A 17,959-nucleotide genomic window follows, 5' to 3' on the forward strand; every position below is an offset into this window, starting at 1 on the left:
ATTTGCCGAGAGCGAATCGCAGCTTTGGACGCTGAGGAAGCGCTCTGCCTCATATTTCAATACCAGGACGAATATGAAGGTTCCAGCAGATATTTCTTTCGAGACAATCCGACGGTTATTGGTCGCGACCATTGAGCGCGGGCGGCTGCTCTCGATCACCCTTCTGAACGGCATTTTTCGCTGTGCGCCGAGCACTTTGTTCCGTCGAGGCTTTTTGATCAGTACCGCACTATGCGGCGCGGCTTTGGGCGCGGACCCTGCGCGAGCAGCGAATTTTACGATCACGAACACAAACGACTCTGGCGCCGGATCGCTGCGTCAGGCGATCATCGACAGCAATGCAACGCCCGGCAGCAATACCATTGTGCTTCAGGCGGGTCTGATCGGGAATATTGCGCTCGCAAGCCCCCTGCCTGCGATCGTCGTTCCAGTCTCCATCAATCTGAAGAACAGCGCTCTCGACGGGATTGCGATTGGCGGAAATTTCGGTCTCAGTGTCGCAACGACAGGCGCCGTCACGCTCAGCAACGTTATAGGAGACTATCTCGGCAATACGACCGTTACGTCAGGGACAGTGAATTTCGGCGGGCTCGTTTCGGGCGATCCCTTGGTTGCGCCAAGGTCGTTGCTAGTGACCAATCCTGGCACCACCGTCAACATTGCGGCTGGAGGCGCGAGCGTCGCGAATCTGTCGGGTGCGGGTACTATCGTGAACCATGCTAATCCGTCCACGTCTTTTACTCTCTTTGGCGGCGATAGCGCGCCGCGAACGTTCGCCGGCACGATCTCAGGGTCGGGCAACTTTGTAATGTTCGGTGGAGGCCAAAATCTAACACTCAGCGGGGCGACGACGTATACGGGGGGTACCTTCTTACTTGGGGCATCAGGGGGGCCCTCATTCACGCTCATGCTGCAGACGGGCGCCGCCAACGTGCTGTCGCCTAATTCGCGCTTTACACTGAATGGAGACACCACGTTGAAGCTCAACGGCTTCAACCAGACGATCGCCTCGCTCGACAGTTTCACGTCCTTCGCATTCCTCCCTGGGGCGCTTCCGACCATAGATCTCGGCGCAGGTACGCTCACGATCGGCGGCGATAACCAGAATGGCACTTATTTCGGTTCGATCATCGGGACCGGCGGACTGACCAAGACCGGGAGCGGGACTCTGACGCTACAAACCTCAGGGAGTGGTTTCAGTTCCACGATCAACTATAGTGGCGCGACGCTGGTTTCCGCCGGCGTGTTGCAGGCCGCGAATGCGAACGCCTTCTCGGCTAATTCTGCCCATACGGTGAATGGCGCTGCAACGCTCGATCTCAATAATTTCAACCAGGCCATCGGTTCGCTCGCTGGCGCCGGCAATGTCACGTTAGGCGCCGGCACTCTGACGACAGGAGCCGATAACGCCTCGACCACGTTATCGGGTACCATCGGCGGCTCCGGCAGCATGACCAAGGTGGGGACGGGCGTTTTCCGTCTGACCGGGACCAATCTTTACACTGGCGCTACGACGATCAACGCTGGCACTCTCGTGGTCGATGGCTCCATCGCCACTTCGGCGCTGACCACGGTCAGTTCGGGCGGCATACTTGCCGGTAGCGGCACCGTCGGCTCGACCACGGTGAACGCCGGCGGTACGATCGCGCCGGGCAACTCGATTGGCACACTCAACGTCACCGGGAATGTCACATTCGCGCCTGGCTCGATTTACGAGGTTGAAGCCAACGCAGCAGGTCAAGCGGACAAGATCCTCGCCACGGGCACAGCAATGATCCAGGGCGGGACAGTCAAGGTGCTGGCCAGCGCCGGAAACTATGCGCCGGCGACCACCTACACCATCCTCACCGCCACTGGTGGGCGCAATGGCAACTTTGCCGGCGCCACCTCGAACTTCGCCTTCCTGACGCCGGTCCTCACTTACGATCCGAGCAATGTTTATCTGACGTTGAACCGCAACAGCACCGACTTCGCCACGATCGGCGGCACGCGCAATCAGCGTGCCGCGGGCGGTGGGGTAGAATCGCTGGGTTGGGGCCATCCGATCTATGCGGCCGTCCTGCAACTCGACGCGCCTACCGCCCGCCGCGCCTTCGATGCGGTTTCGGGCGAGATCTATGCCAGCGCCAAGACGGCGCTGATCGAGGACAGCCGCTTCGTGCGTGATGCCGCGACCGACCGCATCCGCTCGGCCTTCGCGGATGTTGCCGCATCCTCTCTACCGGTGATGGCCTATGGTCCCGGCGGCCCACAGGCTGTCGCCCCCACCGGCGACCGCCTGGCCGTCTGGGGCCAGGGCTTTGGCTCCTGGGGCCACACCAGCAGCGACGGCAATGCCGCACGCCTCGAGCGCTCGACCGGCGGTTTCCTGATCGGCGCCGACACACCGGTGTTCGAGACCTGGCGGCTCGGCCTCATCGCCGGCTATAGCCGCACCAGCTTCAATGTTCGGGACCGCCAGTCTTCCGGATCGAGCGACAACTATCACCTTGGCCTTTATGGCGGCACGCAATGGGGGGCTCTTGGTTTGCGCACCGGCCTTACCTACACATGGCACGATATCTCGACCAGCCGCTCCGCCATCTTCCCCGGCTTCGCGGATAGCCTGAAGGGCAAATACGATGCCGGCACCTTCCAGGCCTTCGGCGATCTCGGCTACCGCATCGACACGCCTGTCGCTTCGTTCGAACCCTTCGCTAATCTGGCTTATGTAAACCTCAACAACGGCGGCTTTGCCGAACAGGGCGGCGTGGCGGGGCTCCGCGCCAACGGCCAGACCATGGATACGACGTTCACCACGCTTGGCCTCAGGGCCTCGACTGGCTTTGCTCTCGCCGACATCAACCTGACCGCGCGCGGCTCGCTCGGCTGGCGGCACGCCTTCGGCGACACCACGCCTCTGTCAATGCAAGCCTTCTCCGCTGGCAACCCCTTCACGGTCGCCGGTGTGCCGATCGCAAGAGATGCCGCAATCATCGAGACTGGGCTTGATCTCAACCTTACACCCGCCGCGACCCTCGGCATATCCTACAGCGGCCAGTTCGCCCCCAGCGCCAGTGATCAATCGGTTCGCGCCAATCTCAGCGTGAGGTTCTGACCGATCATACAGCGAGGACGATTGCGGCCTTGAGGAACACAATCGATTGCGTCAAGAAACAGCGAAGTCGCCAGTTCACCAGCGCATCGTCCAATCCCGCCGCGATAGGTCGGGCTCAGGATCGCATTTTGAAGCGCGGCGACGCCATCCGCATCGTTCGCAGCGGGTGAGCATCGAGCGGCGCAGCATTTGTGAAGGCGCCTGCGCGCGATGCTTCGGCAGCGATCGCAACGTTCCGGTTCAAAGGAATAGGTTCAGCGATGGACGATGAATTCGCCGGCGCGCTTGCGGCCTGCGCGACGATCGATGCGGTCAAGGCGTTGTTCAAGCAGCGGATCGCTGTCCATGGCTATACTGCCAGCGCTTGCGGCGCCTTCCTGCCGACTGATATGGGACCGGAGACGCATTTCTTCTTCCAGGACTGGCCGCCTGACTGGATCGAGCTCTATGTTAGGCGCAATTTCCTCGCCGCCGATTACACCGTAGCCGAAGCCAGACGGCGCATCGCGCCCTTTACCTGGCTAGAGGCGAAGGCCGTGCGCACCTTGTCGCGCGCCGAACAGGATATTTGGGACACCGCTGGCGAATGGGGCTGGACGGACGGGCTGTCGGTTCCGATCCACGGACCGGGCGGCTATTTCGGGCTCGTCGCCATGGCGGGCAAGGAGCGACCCATGCCGCCCGCCCTGCGCGGCGAATTGCACCAGCTTGCCTTCCTCACGCATGAGCGATGCCGCGCCTTGACCAGACTAGCGCCGGTCATCAATCCGCGGGCTGCGCTCACCCATCGCGAATTGGAATGCATCCGATGGGTGGCGGCTGGAAAGACCGATTGGGAGATCGCCGATCTGCTCGGCGTGTCCCAGACCACGGTGAGGACCCATATCGATCAGGCCCGCCGTAAGTTCGGCGCCAGGACGCGCGCGCAGACCGTCGCTCGTCTGGTGCTGGAGGGACTTTCGTAACTTGTGACTGGAACAGCAACCGTCGCGGTGCTTCTTGCTGCATCTGGAAATGCGGTGATCAGGACATCCGTGTTCACGACTTTCAGGCTTTGCACTTCCTGCTCGATGTCTCTCGCCCGGCTCCCGCTGGCGCTCACGCCGGGCAGCGGGCTTAGGGCCAGCCCTCGGCGCACTTCGGAGTGGGCTTCCGCCCAGCTTCGGTCGCTGCGCTCCCTGCAGCCGGTTCCCCGCGAAGCCACCCCTCCGTTTGCACACCCGGTCTCGGCGACGGCCAGGGTTGCAGCGCAGCGCTGCGCTCCAACCCAAGCCCATAGGAGAAAGACCATGACCACCAACGCAAACACCGCTCCCGTCATCGACAATGGCGCGACGGTTTTCATCCCACTCAACAAGCTCAAGAAGCACCCGAAGAACGCCCGCAAGACCCCGCATAGCGAAGCGTCCATCGAGGCGAAGGCCGCGAGCATCGCCGCCAAGGGCATCCTGCAAAATCTGGTGGTGGAGCCCGAGCGTGACGCAGAGGGCGAGCCGACCGGCTTCTATCTCGTCACCATCGGTGAAGGCCGCAGGCTGGCGCAGTTGCTGCGCGTGAAGCGCAAGGAGATCAAGAAGACCGAACCAATCCGCTGCGTGATCGACACAGTAAACGATCCGGCCGAGATCAGCCTTGACGAAAACGTGTCGCGTGAAGACCTCTCGCCTGCGGATCAGTTCGAACGATTCCGCGAGCTTGCGGACAATCGCGGATGGGGCGCGGAGGAAATCGCCGCGCGCTTCGGCGTCACGGCGCATGTGGTGAAGCAGCGGCTTCGTCTCGGCGCGGTCAGCCCCAAGCTGATGCAGGTCTATCGCGACGGCGATTTGACCTTGGACCAGTTGATGGCCTTCGCGATTACCGAGGATCACGCACGGCAGGAGCAGGTTTACGAGAACCTGTCCCATAACCGCGAGCCGTGGATCATCCGCCGCGACCTCACCAAGACCAACGTCGCGGCAACGGATCGGCGCGCGATTTTTGTCGGTGCGCAAGCCTATGCCGAGGCAGGCGGCAACATCATCCGCGACCTGTTCACCGAGGATCGCGGCGGCTTCTACGAAGACGCCGCGCTGCTGGACCGGCTTGTCATCGACAAGCTGGAGCGGATCGCATCGCAGGTGCAGGAGGCGGAAGGCTGGAAGTGGGTTTCGGTCCATATCGATTATCCCCACGCTCACGGCCTGCGCCGCACCTATCCGCAGCCGGTGCAGCTTTCCGAGGATGACGCTGCCGCCTACGACGGCGCACAGAAGGAATATGATCGGCTGTCGTCGGAATATGAGAGCGCCGAAGAACTTCCTGACGATGTCGATCAGAAGTTCGGAGAGCTTGAGGCCGAGATCGAGCGCATCGACGCCCTGCGCCATGTCTATGACGCGCAAGAGATCGCGCGCAGCGGCGTCTTCGTCGTGCTCTCCCATGACGGAGAAACCCGCATCGAACGCGGCTTCATCCGTGCCGAGGACGAGAAGCCGGAGGAAGTCGACACCAGCGAAACCGTCAATGACGGCGTTCGCGTCAGCGGCGATGGCGAGATCATCGAGGACAGCGGACACGACGAGGGCGGGAACCTTGGTTCCGACCTTGAGCCGGAAGACGAGGAAGCGGAGGAAGACGGCAAGCCGCTCTCCGATCTGCTCATCCGCGACCTCACCGCTCACCGGACGCTTGGCCTTCGCCTCGCGCTTGGCGAGCAGCCGGACATGGCCCTGCTCGCCGTCACCCATGCGCTCGCCGCGCAGACCTTCTATCGCGGCGTGGACGCCACCTGCCTCGAAATCCGCCCGACCTCCGCGCATCTTGGCGGACACGCGGACGGCATCGAGGATACGGCAGCGGGCAAGGCGCTGGCGGATCGTCATGCGGCATGGGCGGCGGATATGCCGCGCGACGTGGCGGAGTTGTGGGGCTTCATTGCCTCGCTCGACCATGCCAGCGTCATGGCGCTGTTCGCGCATTGCGCCGCACTCACCGTCAACGCGGTGAAGCAGCCATGGGAGCGCAAGCCATGCGCCCATGAGACGGCGGACAGTCTGGCGACGGCGGTAGCCCTCGACATGACGGCGCATTGGACGCCCACGGTGCGGACCTATCTCGGTCGCGTCACCAAGGCGCATATCCTCGCCGCCGTGCGCGAAGCGGTCAGCAACGAGGCGGCGGACCGCATCGCCGCCATGAAGAAGCAGCCGATGGCGGAAGCTGCCGAGCAGCTCCTTGCCGCAACGGGCTGGCTTCCGCCGCTGATGCGGACCGTGCAGCCCGCATGGTTGACGGACGAGCAGCCGGACGCGCCGCGCGCTGACGCCGAGGACGCTCACGAAGCCAGCGAGCCCGAAGCCTTCGCCGTTGCGGCGGAGTGACGACCGGCCGGGATCGCGTCAGCGGTTCCGGCCTTCCTGCCTCTCGACTTCCAAAAAAAATGTGGTCGCGCGGGGATTGCCCCGCGCGACCGACCGATGACCGCCCGGCCATCGGCATCAGGAGGATGTTGCGATGATCACGCTTATGGTGATGGCGGTCGTGCTGATCGTCGGCCTCTGTGTTCTGGCCTACACGCTCGCCGTCTATGCGTTGCCCTTCCTGCTCACGGTGGAAGCGGCGCGTCTGGCCTACGCCTCCGGCTCCGGCCTGATCGGCGCGGGACTGGTCGGACTTGTGGCCGCTGTCGCCGCCTATGGGCTGCTGGTCGTGCTGTTCATCACGGTGCGCCCGCCGATCCTGCGCCTTGCGGTGGCGCTCGTCGTCGCCGCGCCCGCCGCCGTCGCTGGCTATGCGCTGGTCCACGGCATCACGCGCGAGGCCGTGCCGTCCGAGGTCTGGCGGCAAATCTTCTGCATCCTTGGCGGCGGCTTCGTTGGCGTGTCGGCGCTGGTGCGGCTTCTCGGAACTGTGCAATCGATCGATCAAAGCGCGTGAACTGCATGGCAACTGGCTCTATTGTCTTCGCGCTCCAACTATTTTCGAAATCCATAGAGAGATGCCGTGTTCAAGAGTGCGCTCAACCTGACTGATCCCGATCCCTATTTTGCCGGAACCGCAGGATTTGTAGGGAGCACGCTTCTGGACCTGCACAAGGACATGTGCGCGTTCGAGCTTCCGGAGGCCGTGCCCGAAAGCGTGCGACGGGCGCACAATGCGGTTCGACACGTCTATGTCTACGCCTATTTCTCCTATGATCTTCTGACCTTGGCAGCCAGCCAGACATTTCCCTGTTTGGAATTGGCCCTGCGAGAGCGCATCGGGCATCAATTTGCCGGCAGGGTCGATAAGAGCGGAAAGCCGCGTCCGGCGATGCTCGACGAACTGCTGCGGGTGGCCAAGGAACAGAACCTGATCCTTTCGAAGATCGAGCATCTGAGCCGAATGCGCAATATGTTTGCCCATGGCAGCGACACCGTTCTCAATCCACCGTTGTTTCTGATCCCGTTTGAGATCGTCACGAATATCATTCGAGAACTCTACACCCCTTGATAGCCGAGAACCTTCGACAGTCCCTTTGTCTCGGATGACGTTGCCCTTCGGGCCGCGTTCTTGGCTGCGCCGGAACCACGCCCATGGCGCGTTTCCGCCATTCGGCTTCGACCGCTAACGCAAAGAGGCGCTACGCCATTTCTCCGAAGCCCCGCAGGGGCGGCGCATCTCGCGTTTCGCCTTTGCATCACCGTGCAACGGGCTCATGCGTTGGGCCGTTTCCTCATCGTACTCGACAATGCGGGTTGAGCCGCATGGGAATGTCGGATCATTCAGCAGACAGCAGAAGCGCTCGGCATCAGGCGGGTGGCTCCCTTCCAGATTCGCCAATCATGGCGCCGCCGGCGGCGAGCGAAGATCGGAAGGGCGCGCGCGGTCTCGCCTCGGCAGAGATCGTCTCCTTGCATTGGCATCGAGGATCAGGGTGACGATGACGCGTCTCGATTCAGCCGCGCCGTGTCTGGGGCATGCACCGGCGTCGCCGTTGCCGTGTTCTTCCCGATTTTCCTGTCAGCCGCCCCTAAAGGCGTCCTCGATTGGTTTGGGTCTGACCGAGGACCGGCGACGCTGAAGCATCGCCTCGATCGTCTTCCCGCAACGGCCGTCACCAGCTTTTTTCCGCCGCGCGTGAGCGCGCTTTGCATCGCCAGGCAAAAAAGCCGTCTCCGGCCGTCTTCCACTTCGTTCCGCCCTCCGGGTGCAGGGCCGATCGTCCCCGGTCGCACGACCCGCATCGAGGACGCGATAGGCGCGGCCCGATCGAAAAAGGAACACGACAATGGCGACCATCGGCACCTTCACGAAGAACGACAACGGCACAGCCGGCTTCACCGGTTCGGTCAAGACCCTGACCCTCAACGTCAAGGCCAAGTTCGTCCCCACCGAGGGCGAGAGCGAGCGCGGCCCCGACTTCCGCATCATCGCCGGCAACAGCGTCGAGTTCGGCGCAGCCTGGAAGAAGACTGCCCGCGAGACGCAGCGCGAATATCTCTCGGTCAAGCTGGACGATCCGAGCTTCCCGGCGCCGATCTACGCCAGCCTGGTCGAGACCGAGGACGGCGAAGGCCACAGCCTCATCTGGTCCCGCCGCAGCGGCGACTGAGGCCGGAACCCCAAGAAGCCCCGCTCACCCGAGCGGGGCTTCGTCATGCTCATGGCCGCACGCCTTTCAGGAAATACCGTGATCAGGATGTCCGTGTTCACGGCTTTCAGGCTTGCACATCCTGATCGATGTCTCTCGCCCGGCTCCCGCTGGCGCTCACGCCAGGCCGCGTGCTTAGGGCCAGCCCTCGGCGCACTTCGGAGTGAGCTTCCGCCCAGCTTCGGTCGCTGCGCTCCAACCCAAGCCCATAGGAGAAAGACCATGTATCACCAGCTTGCAACCCGTTTCGGCCGCAACGCGCACCAGATCAGCGGGCGCGAGCCGCTCGATAACGAGGCGCTTTACCGCCACGTCCCATCGATCTTCGCGCGCGAGGCGCATGACAGCCGTTCGGAACGCTATATCTATGTTCCCACCATCGACATCGTGGAGGGATTGCGCCGCGAAGGATGGTTTCCGTTCTTCGCCGTCCAGTCCGTGCCACGCGACGGGAGCCGGCACGGCCACGCCAAGCACATGCTGCGCCTGCGCCGCGATGACGGCATCGGCAAGCCAGAAGCCGCCGAAGTCATCATCGTCAACAGCCATGACGGGACCAGCGCCTATCAGATGTTCGCGGGCATACTAAGATTCGTCTGCGCCAACAGCATGATTGCGGGCGAGCGGTTCGAGGAAGTCCGCGTGCCGCACAAGGGCAATATCCAGCATGACATCATCGAAGGCGTTTACACCGTCGCCGAGGATTTCCCGCGCCTGATCGACGCCAGCGAGACGATGAAGGAAACGCGCCTGTCGCAGGACGAGCAACGCGTCTTTGCTGAGGCGAGCCTTGTTGCCCGTTATGGCGAGGATGAAAGCCCCGTCCGTCCAGACCAGATCATCGCGCCGCGCCGCCGCGAGGATGTCGGGCAAAGCCTCTGGACCACCTTCAACGTCATTCAGGAAAACGTCATTCGTGGTGGATTGCATGGCCGCAAGCGCAACGCCGAGGGGCGCATCCGCCGCAGTCAGACCCGCGCCATCAATGGCATCGACCAGAATGTCAGCCTCAACCGCGCGCTGTGGACGCTGGCTGAGGGAATGCAGCGCTTGAAGACAGCATGAATGCAAAGCCGTAGAGCCGGGTCTCCGGCTCTACGGTTCCGCGTCTTTCAGGATGTCCGTGTCCGGCATTTTTGTGCCGATCCGGCTTTGCGGATCGGCGCGCGGCCGTGCCCGGAACACGGCCGCCGCTCGCCGGGCTTCGCCCGGCTCGCAAAAACATGCAGACAATGTTAAGAAGAAAATAACCAATATTGATCGCCACGCACGATCAACATATCCGCCTATGGCGGCTACAAACACGCTCCCTTGTCGATGAAACTCTCTGTCCGGGTGTTGGCTTGCATGACCCGGTGAATGAGAGGTTACGCTATGCTCAGCATCGATTGGCGCTCGCCGGCAGCGTATCAGCATGCCGAAGGCATTCCCGCCGCCGGCTTCGCCTGGGAATATCTCCGCCGCGATGATGATTATCATCGCGACTTCCAGAAGATTGAGCGTCTCAGGAAACCGGCCGCGCGTTCGCTGGCGGCATTTTCGAAACGCTGGGGGTTACGATTTCCCGTGTGATCCCGACACGCCGTCAGATCAGCAGTCACTGTTCTGGATACCAAGCCTGCAGCCACAAGCCGTTAGTCTCACTATAGTGCCGCAGGCGATCGACGCGGACGCCGTCACGCCGATCGCTCTGACGCAGCTCGACGGCCTTGATCTGCGCCAGTCCGATGACGGCTGGCACGGCGTCTGGCAGGCCGATGGTGTCACGCATCAGTTCTGGCTCGTCCATGCGCCTTCCGAGGTGGCGACGTTCTACGCCGTCATCTTGCCGTTGGACGCGCTTCTCGAACTGCGCGTGCATGCTGCACGACGGTTCTGGCGCGCGCTCAATGGCCGTGCGCCAGGCCCGGACTTCCGGGCGATGCCGGCGCAGCTTCGGCGGTTCCATATCCTCTCGCTGCGGGCGCTCGACGCGCGGCAGCGCGGCGAGAGCTACCGCACCATTGCCAAAGTTCTCCTCGGCTTTCGCGGCACGAAGGAGGATTGGGAAAACGACCCGCGCAAGAACCAGGCCCGCCGCCTTGTGGCCCACGGACTGAGCATGATGAAGGGCGGCTATCGCCTGCTGTTGCACTATCCGATCAAGCTGCGTCGCCGGTAGGCAAACGCCGCCAAATAGCGCGCGCCGCAAGGGGTGCCGCCAGCACCTTGGTGCAAATGCGGCACGCTCCGCGCCGCCGATCCTTCGCCATGGTTCGCCATCGCGCGCTGTCGCCACCGACAGCCGCACGCATGACGAACCAGAGGTGATCTTATGGCCGACCAGAAGGCGGACCTGCCGCCGCGCCTGTTGCGCACGCCCGATGCCGCGCGCTTTCTTGGAATCTCGCTCCGCACGCTGGAGAAGCATCGCACATACGGGACCGGTCCGGTCTATCGCAAGATCGGCGGCCGCGTCGTCTATGCGATCGAAGACCTGCAAGCCTGGTCCGCGATCGGCGCTCGCAAATCGACGCGCGACACGGATGTCGGCCGCGTGTTTCCGGCGCGTCGCCTGACGCCGACCGAGCGGGGCGAACGCTGAATGCCGCGCGACGATGACCATCGCCGCGAGCGTCAGCGCAAAGCCAGCGAGCGGACCAACCTCGATCCTTTCGTGGTGATCGGCGGCGACGCATCGCCCCGCGACCAGCGCGACCTGATGGAGCGGCCGTTCTTTTCGCTGGCGAAGACGCCGCGCACCCGACCGATCTTCTACCAGGCCGCCGATGTCGAGGTGCGGGTGTTCGGCATGCCCGAGCATGGCATGGCCACCATCTGGGACGCCGACGTTCTGATCTGGGCCGCTTCGCAGCTCGTCGAGGCCGCGAACCGCGGGCTCGCGACCTCGCGCTTCTTTCGCTTCACACCCTACCAGCTCCTGCGCGGTATCGGCCGCCCGACCGGCAACCGGCAATATCTGTTGCTGAAGGCCGCGCTGGCGCGCCTGCAATCGACCGTCATCGCCACAACCATCCGCAACGGCGCGCATTGGCGCCGCCGGCAATTCTCCTGGATCAACGAATGGGAGGAGATGACGACGCAGGCCGGCCGCGTTGAGGGCATGGAATTCGTGCTGCCCGAATGGTTCTACAATGGCGTCGTCGACCGCTCGCTGGTGCTTGCCATCGACCCGGCCTATTTCCGGCTGACCGGCGGCATCGAACGCTGGCTGTATCGCGTCGCGCGCAAGCATGCCGGCCGCCAGCACGACGGCTGGCTGTTCGAGATTGCGCATCTTCACGCCAAGTCCGGCAGTCTCGCGCGTGTCTCCGATTTCGCGCTCGACCTGCGCCGCATCGCGGCGCGTCAGCCATTGCCCGGCTACCGGCTTCAGATCGAACGGGATGACCACCGCGAACTGCTGCGCATCTGGCCCGACAAACAATCCACAGTGCCTGTTGAAAACCATGTGAATGGTATCGGTACATCAGGCGCACGCACTATCGGTACATCAGGCGCAAATCGCGCGGCGCACTCTATAGAAGAATCTAACAGAGAATCTAACTCTTCTTCTTTGACGCACGCGCACGCGATCCATGGTGCCGGTGCCACCCGCCGAGGTGCGCCATGATCGTCGCGCTCCTCAACCAAAAAGGCGGTGTCGGCAAGACGACGCTCGCGCTGCATCTCGCCGGTGCATGGGCCAGCAGAGGACACCGTGTCACCCTGATCGACGCCGATCCGCAAGGCTCGGCGCTCGACTGGTCGCAGCAGCGGAGCCGCGAGGGCCTGCCGCGCCTGTTCGGCGTCGTCGCCCTGGCGCGCGACACGCTGCATCGCGAAGCCCCCGAGCTGGCGCGTGACGCCGATCATGTCGTCATCGACGGTCCGCCGCGCATCGCCGGCCTCATGCGCTCGGCGCTGCTCGCCGTCGACCTGGTGCTGATCCCAGTGCAGCCGTCGCCGCTCGACGGCTGGGCCTCGGCCGAGATGCTGGCGCTTCTCAGCGAAGCGCGCATCTACCGGCCGCAGCTCGCAGCCCGTTTCGTGCTCAACCGCTGCGGCGCGCGCACCATCATCGCCCGCGAGACGGCCGAGACGCTGGCCGATCACGATCCCCCCGTGCTCGCCAGCACCATCGGCCAGCGTGTCGTCTTCGCCGACGCTGCGCAGTCCGGCCGGCTCGCTTCCGAGATCGATGATGACAGTCCGGCCGCACGCGAGATCGCCGCGCTTGCCGCCGAGATCGATCGGCTCCGAATCGCGAGGACCGCGCCATGACCGGGCGCGCCGGCAAGCGCGGCTTCGCCTCCCGCCCGGGCGACGCCGAGAGCTGGATCAAGGCTCCCGACGCGCAGTCCCTGCGCGCGGACGCCACTGCCACCTTCACCGCGCGGCTGACGATCGACATCACGCCGGAGCTGCGCGGCCGCATCAAGGTCGCGGCCTTCCGGCGCGGTGAGACCGTCACCGACATGCTGCGCGCGCTGCTCGCGCGCGAATTCCCACCCACCGAGGGAGAGACCTCATGACCGGCAATGCGGCCCGCCGCATGCGCGGCCGTCCGCTGCCGGACGGTTCCGCGCCCTCCACCACCTTGGTCGAGCTGACCTGGAGCCAAAAGAAAATCGAGAACTGGATCAGGTTCGGCCGCAAGAGCTACGAACAGATTCTCGACCGTCGCCGCATCATCGTCGGCTTCGCGCCCGACAGCATCTTCGCCTTCGTCCGCTGGGCCTCCAACGATTTCGGCACGATCATCTCGCGCATCGACATCGTGCGCGCGGTCGGCCGCGGCGAGCCGTTCCAGACGCTGCCTTTCGTGCGGCCCGGCGGCGACATCCTGCTGCGCCTTGATGGCTGGCCCAGGGTTGAGCGCGTGCTGCAGGCGATCGACGCGGTGGAGGCGCTCGGCCTCGATCCGGCGGACGTTGCGCCGGAGCATTGGCGGCATGTCCACAACCGGCTGAGCGTCGGAGAGGCGCCGCGCACCTACACGCCCGGGCAGCATGCGGCCTGGCTTCGCCGCCGCAGGATCGTGCCATGACGCGCGCCGGCCTCATCATCGCGACGGCTCTCGCGACCATGGGCGTCGGTTATCCCGGCCTCACGCCGATGCCGATCAAACTGATCTGGAACGCGTCGGCGAGCGCGCCGATCGGCTTCTACACGATCGACTTCGACGGCCCGTTCGAGGTGACCGATCTCGTTGCCGTCGACGCTCCCGAACCGCTCGCGACCTTCCTCGCCGATCGCGGCTATCTGCCGAAAGGCGTGCCGCTGATGAAGCGCGTGCTGGCGGTGTCCGGACAAACGGTTTGCCGGACCAACCTCACCATCACCGTCGATCGCGTCGAGGTCGGAACGGCGCTCGAACGCGATCGCGCCGGCCGCGATCTGCCGGTCTGGCAGGGCTGCCGTCGCATCCCGACCGGCGAGATCTTCCTCATGAACTGGCAGGTCCGCGACAGCCTCGACGGTCGCTATTTCGGCCCGACCTCCACGGACCATATCATCGGTCGCGCGGTCCCGCTGTGGACCGACGAGGACGGCGACGGCCACTTCATGTGGCGCGCGCCGACACACTGACTTCGCTTTCCCACCCCCAACCGCAGGAGGCTTACCATGCCGCAGATTGGTCAATTCACCGCCGAAAAATCGGGCTTCGTCGGGCGCGTCCATACGCTCACGCTCTACCGCGACCTCACCATCGTTCCGGCCGAACCTTCGGAGGCCGAGAACGCGCCCGACTACCGCGTCCATCACGGCGCAGAAGACGGACCGGAGATCGGCGCGGGCTGGAAACGCACCGGCGAGAAGGCAGGCAGCTATGTCTCGCTGCTCATCGACGATCCCACTTTGCCGCAGCCGATCCGCGCCAATCTGTTCCGCAATGGCGACGATGAATCCTCATGGTCGCTGCACTGGAACCGCCCGGCTAAGCGCGCCGAGCGGGACTGAAGACGATGCGCCATCCCGTCAGGATCGCGTTCAAAGCCGCCATCCCTTGGTTCGCGGAAAAGCCCTCTCATCCCTTCGTCCCGCTCGACGATCAGACGGCCGGCGCGCGCAGCGAAGGTCAAGGGCGGCCAACGGCCGGCGCTTGTCGCGCACCCTTGACCGCAGCGAGCACGCTGGCAGGCTGGGCTCGAAGCGGAGACAGCGCGGTCTCGCGCTATGCCGTTCTCCTGCTCGCCGGCGTTCTGGCCGTCGGCGCCTTGCCGGGCGCTGCGCCGGCCCAGGCGCGGCCGATCGAGCGTCCGGCGACGGCCGATGCCTATGCCGCTCCGATCGCGGAAGCGGCGCAGCGCTTCCGCATTCCGGCGGCCTGGATCAGGGCTGTCCTGCGCGCCGAGAGCGCGGGCGATGTGCGCGCGATCTCCTCGGCCGGCGCGATGGGCTTGATGCAGATCATGCCCGACACCTGGGCGAGGCTGCGCCTCCGTTATCGCCTCGGCAATGACCCCTATGACCCGCGCGACAACATTCTCGCGGGCGCCGCCTATCTGCGCGAGATGTTCGACCGCTACGGCGATGTCAGCGCGATGCTCGCCGCCTACAATGCCGGTCCCGGCCGCTACGACGGCCATCGCACGACCGGCCGGCCATTGCCTGCCGAGACCCGCGCCTATGTCGCCCAGCTTGCGCCGCTGATCGGCGGCGGCGAAGTCACCGCTCCGGTGGTCGTCGCTGCTGCCGACCCGCAGTCCTGGAGCCGTGCGCCGCTGTTCGTGGCGCGACCGGAGCGCACGCCGAGCGCTGATCCTGTGCCGCCCGGCGAGCACGTCGCCAAGATCTCGGCTGCACCATCGGTGCGCGACGTCTCTGCGATCACGCCGCAACCCGGCGGCCTTTTCGTTTCCCGCGTCAGCCCCGGAGAACCGCGATGAGGACCAAGGTCCAGTGGCTGAACGTGGTCGTTCCATTGTGCAGGTCGGCAGTGTGGGGTCAGGACCGAAGATCGGCAGGAGGGGCAGAACGGGCAGAGAGGCGGGAGGGCAAGATTAAAGCGGACGGCACCCCATGGGGCCGATCTGCCGGGCAAGCCCTTGTCTGCACACTGTTGGGGGTGGCACCCTCGAATGGAGGGCATGGTGCCGCCATCCGGCGGAACGCCAGCCTTTGCAAGGCTCTCGGCGGCACTCTAGCCGGAAATCCCACTCATCGGCAGGATCCGCGCCGATGAGCGACGACGAGAACCACTTCCGCCCACGGCCAGGCCGCATTCGATCGGATGCGCGCGGCGGCGCCAAGACCAAGAGCTTCTTCACCAAGGTCAAGAAGATCGCCCGCCAGCATGGCGGATCGCCATCGCGCGGGGCGCGTGCCGCTGCCACGGGCCGCGCCGCCAAGGATGGATCACGATCGGCATTGGCGAGCGGCCGGGGCGTGAAGCGCGGCCGCGGCGCGGCCTTCGTGCGCGCCCGCAACCTCTCGGATGGCTGGAGCCATCGCCAGCCCGGCAGCCGCCGCGTCATCGTCAAATCGCGCTCCGTCCGCGCCGCCGGCAAGAACGGCCGCGCGGCCGCCCATCTGCGCTACATTCAGCGCGACGGAACCTCGCGCGACGGCGAGCGCGGCCAGCTCTACTCGGCGACCGCGGATCGCGCCGACGGCGATGCCTTCCTCGATCGCGGCAAGGATGACCGCCACCAGTTCCGCTTGATCGTCTCGCCCGAGGATGCGGCCGACCTTGCGGACCTGACCGGCTACACGCGCGACCTGATGAGCCAGGTCGAAGCCGACCTCGGCACGAAGCTCGATTGGATCGCGGTCAATCACCTCAACACCGGCCATCCCCATGTCCATGTTATCGTCAACGGCCGCGACGAGCTGGGCGAGGATCTGGTCATCAACGGCGACTATATCGCCCACGGCGTCCGCGAACGCGCCAGCGCGCTCGTGACGCTCGAACTCGGTCCCGTCACCGAGATCGAGCAGCAGAGCAAGCTCTCCGCCGAAATCGGTCAGGACCGCTTCACCCGCATCGACCGCGCCATGATCGCAGAGGCGCGCCACGGCCTGGTCGATCTTCGTCCCGAGCCCGGCGATCCGCGCGGCATCGCCAGCCGGGCGCTTCGTCTGGCCCGGCTTGGCAAGCTGGAAAAGATGGGGCTTGCCACCGAGCATGCGCCGGGCGTCTGGGAGTTGAGTGACCGACTTGAGCCCACCCTGCGCGAGCTGGGCGAGCGCGGAGACATCATCCGCACCATGCAGAAGGTGCTTCGGGCGGAGGGACAGGAGCGCGATCCGGCCAGCTTCCAGATTCATGACGGCGCGGCAGGCGCGCCGATTGTCGGCCGCGTCATCGACAAGCATCTCGCCGACGAACTGGGCGAGAACATCACCCTGGTTGTCGACGGGATCGATGGCCGCGCGCACCATGTCTCCGGCTTCGATGCGGGTCGCGTCGAGGATGCGCGTATCGGCAGCATCGTTGAGATCGGTCCGGCCGATATGGCGGCCCGGCCTTCGGATCGCGCCATTGCCGTTATGACCAAGGACGGCGTCTATCAGCCGAGCCGCCATCTGGAGCAGGCCCGGTTCGACGGCCGCGTGCCCGGTGGCGACTACGAAGGCTTCGTCGATGCCCATGTCCGCCGGCTGGAGGCGTTGCGCCGCGCCGGCATCGTCGAGCGCATCGACGCCGACCGCTGGCGCATCCCCGAGGATTTCGAGAGCCGGGCAGCCGCCCATGACGCCGGCCGCAGTGTCCGCGTCAATATCCGCGTCCTCTCGGCCTTCGATCTGGAAAGCCAGATCGGGGCGGACGGCGCCACCTGGCTCGACCGCCGGCTGATCGCAGGCGAGGCGTCCGATCTGGCGCCGGCTGGCTTCGGACAGGCCGTCGCCCAGGCGATGGACCGCCGCCGCGAACATCTGATCGACCAGGGTGATGCCACCCGCCAGCCGACCGGCCGGGTGTTCTATCGCCGCAATCTGCTTGCCACGCTGCGCGAGCGTGAGGTCGCGCGCGCCGGCGCCGAGCTGGCGGTGTCAAAGCCCATGCCGTTCCGCGCCTCCGGAGACGGCGAGACCGTGAGCGGCACATTCACCGGCACCGTCCAGCTCGCGAGCGGCAGATTTGCCATCGTCGAGAAGAGCCATGAGTTCACCCTAGTCCCCTGGCGGCCGGTCATCGAGCGCCAGCGCGGCCGCGAGGTTATCGGCGTGGTCCAGGGCGGATCGGTATCCTGGCAGCTCGGGAAACAGCGGGAACTCGGGCTATGACCGCCATAATGCCCGACAATGTCATGACAAAGGAG

At 64.9% G+C, this 17,959-nt stretch carries 18 protein-coding genes; all 18 read left to right on the plus strand.

Annotated features, from left to right (window positions below):
* The first annotated feature begins 73 nt into the window (after positions 1-73).
* The 18 genes from FZF13_RS21595 to FZF13_RS29610 all read left to right on the plus strand — a co-directional run bounded on the left by FZF13_RS21595 (position 74) and on the right by FZF13_RS29610 (position 17,924).
* The gene (locus tag FZF13_RS21595; protein WP_161773323.1) at positions 74-3,097 is read left to right on the plus strand and encodes an autotransporter outer membrane beta-barrel domain-containing protein; all 3,024 of its coding nucleotides are present in this window, start codon (positions 74-76) and stop codon (positions 3,095-3,097) included.
* Between the two features lie 260 nt (positions 3,098-3,357).
* Positions 3,358-4,062 carry a LuxR family transcriptional regulator gene (locus FZF13_RS21600; RefSeq protein ID WP_024925052.1) on the plus strand — a complete coding sequence of 235 codons (705 nt, stop codon included), beginning with the start codon at positions 3,358-3,360 and terminating at the stop codon, positions 4,060-4,062.
* A 324-nt stretch (positions 4,063-4,386) separates the two neighbouring features.
* The gene (locus tag FZF13_RS21605) at positions 4,387-6,459 is read left to right on the plus strand and encodes a ParB/RepB/Spo0J family partition protein (protein ID WP_024925053.1); all 2,073 of its coding nucleotides are present in this window, start codon (positions 4,387-4,389) and stop codon (positions 6,457-6,459) included.
* 133 nt (positions 6,460-6,592) lie between these two features.
* Positions 6,593-7,015 carry a hypothetical protein gene (locus FZF13_RS21610; protein WP_024925054.1) on the plus strand — a complete coding sequence of 141 codons (423 nt, stop codon included), beginning with the start codon at positions 6,593-6,595 and terminating at the stop codon, positions 7,013-7,015.
* A 66-nt stretch (positions 7,016-7,081) separates the two neighbouring features.
* Positions 7,082-7,570 carry a hypothetical protein gene (locus tag FZF13_RS21615; protein ID WP_024925055.1) on the plus strand — a complete coding sequence of 163 codons (489 nt, stop codon included), beginning with the start codon at positions 7,082-7,084 and terminating at the stop codon, positions 7,568-7,570.
* Positions 7,571-8,348: 778 nt separating this feature from the next.
* Positions 8,349-8,672: a DUF736 domain-containing protein gene (locus FZF13_RS21620; RefSeq protein WP_024925056.1), complete on the plus strand. Its 324-nt coding sequence runs from the start codon at positions 8,349-8,351 to the stop codon at positions 8,670-8,672.
* Positions 8,673-8,933: 261 nt separating this feature from the next.
* Positions 8,934-9,776, plus strand: a complete 843-nt coding sequence (locus tag FZF13_RS21625; protein ID WP_024925057.1) for a DUF932 domain-containing protein — start codon at positions 8,934-8,936, stop codon at positions 9,774-9,776.
* Positions 9,777-10,085: 309 nt separating this feature from the next.
* Positions 10,086-10,283, plus strand: a complete 198-nt coding sequence (locus tag FZF13_RS29355) for a transcriptional regulator domain-containing protein (protein WP_024925058.1) — start codon at positions 10,086-10,088, stop codon at positions 10,281-10,283.
* On the plus strand, positions 10,207-10,872 hold the full coding sequence (locus FZF13_RS29360) for a DUF2285 domain-containing protein (protein WP_425349437.1): 666 nt from the start codon (positions 10,207-10,209) through the stop codon (positions 10,870-10,872). The genes FZF13_RS29355 and FZF13_RS29360 overlap by 77 nt, the downstream gene beginning before the upstream one ends.
* A 153-nt stretch (positions 10,873-11,025) precedes the next feature.
* Complete coding sequence (locus tag FZF13_RS21635; RefSeq protein WP_024925060.1) at positions 11,026-11,295, plus strand: helix-turn-helix transcriptional regulator; 270 nt, start codon at positions 11,026-11,028, stop codon at positions 11,293-11,295.
* Positions 11,296-12,324 carry a replication initiator protein A gene (locus tag FZF13_RS21640; RefSeq protein ID WP_024925061.1) on the plus strand — a complete coding sequence of 343 codons (1,029 nt, stop codon included), beginning with the start codon at positions 11,296-11,298 and terminating at the stop codon, positions 12,322-12,324.
* Complete coding sequence (gene parA, locus FZF13_RS21645) at positions 12,321-12,974, plus strand: ParA family partition ATPase (protein WP_024925062.1); 654 nt, start codon at positions 12,321-12,323, stop codon at positions 12,972-12,974. Before FZF13_RS21640 ends, parA begins: the two co-directional genes overlap by 4 nt.
* The gene (locus tag FZF13_RS21650; protein ID WP_024925063.1) at positions 12,971-13,225 is read left to right on the plus strand and encodes a hypothetical protein; all 255 of its coding nucleotides are present in this window, start codon (positions 12,971-12,973) and stop codon (positions 13,223-13,225) included. Before parA ends, FZF13_RS21650 begins: the two co-directional genes overlap by 4 nt.
* Complete coding sequence (locus FZF13_RS21655) at positions 13,222-13,740, plus strand: DUF2840 domain-containing protein (RefSeq protein WP_024925064.1); 519 nt, start codon at positions 13,222-13,224, stop codon at positions 13,738-13,740. The genes FZF13_RS21650 and FZF13_RS21655 overlap by 4 nt, the downstream gene beginning before the upstream one ends.
* Entirely contained in the window at positions 13,737-14,282 is a 546-nt protein-coding gene (locus FZF13_RS21660) for a S26 family signal peptidase (protein ID WP_024925065.1), read from the plus strand. Before FZF13_RS21655 ends, FZF13_RS21660 begins: the two co-directional genes overlap by 4 nt.
* A gap of 36 nt (positions 14,283-14,318) precedes the next feature.
* On the plus strand, positions 14,319-14,654 hold the full coding sequence (locus FZF13_RS21665; protein WP_024925066.1) for a DUF736 domain-containing protein: 336 nt from the start codon (positions 14,319-14,321) through the stop codon (positions 14,652-14,654).
* Between the two features lie 5 nt (positions 14,655-14,659).
* Positions 14,660-15,583, plus strand: coding sequence for a lytic transglycosylase domain-containing protein (locus FZF13_RS21670; RefSeq protein WP_024925067.1), 924 nt, complete (start codon positions 14,660-14,662; stop codon positions 15,581-15,583).
* 1,219 nt (positions 15,584-16,802) lie between these two features.
* A complete protein-coding gene (locus FZF13_RS29610) occupies positions 16,803-17,924 on the plus strand; it encodes a DUF3363 domain-containing protein (protein ID WP_395408862.1) in 1,122 nt (373 codons plus the stop codon).
* Positions 17,925-17,959 lie beyond the last annotated feature (35 nt).

The organism is Mesorhizobium terrae (assembly GCF_008727715.1).
GTDB classification, from domain to species: Bacteria; Pseudomonadota; Alphaproteobacteria; order Rhizobiales; family Rhizobiaceae; genus Mesorhizobium; species Mesorhizobium terrae.

Excerpts from the sequence above, each read along its gene's own strand:
- FZF13_RS21610 (WP_024925054.1), top strand. The coding sequence starts at position 6,593 with ATGATCACGCTTATGGTGATGGCGGTCGTGCTGATCGTCGGCCTCTGT.
- FZF13_RS21640 (WP_024925061.1), top strand. The coding sequence starts at position 11,296 with ATGCCGCGCGACGATGACCATCGCCGCGAGCGTCAGCGCAAAGCCAGC.
- FZF13_RS21595 (WP_161773323.1), top strand. The coding sequence starts at position 74 with ATGAAGGTTCCAGCAGATATTTCTTTCGAGACAATCCGACGGTTATTG.
- FZF13_RS21655 (WP_024925064.1), top strand. The coding sequence starts at position 13,222 with ATGACCGGCAATGCGGCCCGCCGCATGCGCGGCCGTCCGCTGCCGGAC.
- FZF13_RS21670 (WP_024925067.1), top strand. The coding sequence starts at position 14,660 with ATGCGCCATCCCGTCAGGATCGCGTTCAAAGCCGCCATCCCTTGGTTC.
- FZF13_RS21620 (WP_024925056.1), top strand. The coding sequence starts at position 8,349 with ATGGCGACCATCGGCACCTTCACGAAGAACGACAACGGCACAGCCGGC.
- FZF13_RS29355 (WP_024925058.1), top strand. The coding sequence starts at position 10,086 with ATGCTCAGCATCGATTGGCGCTCGCCGGCAGCGTATCAGCATGCCGAA.
- parA (WP_024925062.1), top strand. The coding sequence starts at position 12,321 with ATGATCGTCGCGCTCCTCAACCAAAAAGGCGGTGTCGGCAAGACGACG.
- FZF13_RS21600 (WP_024925052.1), top strand. The coding sequence starts at position 3,358 with ATGGACGATGAATTCGCCGGCGCGCTTGCGGCCTGCGCGACGATCGAT.
- FZF13_RS21635 (WP_024925060.1), top strand. The coding sequence starts at position 11,026 with ATGGCCGACCAGAAGGCGGACCTGCCGCCGCGCCTGTTGCGCACGCCC.
- FZF13_RS29610 (WP_395408862.1), top strand. The coding sequence starts at position 16,803 with ATGGGGCTTGCCACCGAGCATGCGCCGGGCGTCTGGGAGTTGAGTGAC.
- FZF13_RS21625 (WP_024925057.1), top strand. The coding sequence starts at position 8,934 with ATGTATCACCAGCTTGCAACCCGTTTCGGCCGCAACGCGCACCAGATC.
- FZF13_RS21665 (WP_024925066.1), top strand. The coding sequence starts at position 14,319 with ATGCCGCAGATTGGTCAATTCACCGCCGAAAAATCGGGCTTCGTCGGG.
- FZF13_RS21660 (WP_024925065.1), top strand. The coding sequence starts at position 13,737 with ATGACGCGCGCCGGCCTCATCATCGCGACGGCTCTCGCGACCATGGGC.
- FZF13_RS21605 (WP_024925053.1), top strand. The coding sequence starts at position 4,387 with ATGACCACCAACGCAAACACCGCTCCCGTCATCGACAATGGCGCGACG.
- FZF13_RS21650 (WP_024925063.1), top strand. The coding sequence starts at position 12,971 with ATGACCGGGCGCGCCGGCAAGCGCGGCTTCGCCTCCCGCCCGGGCGAC.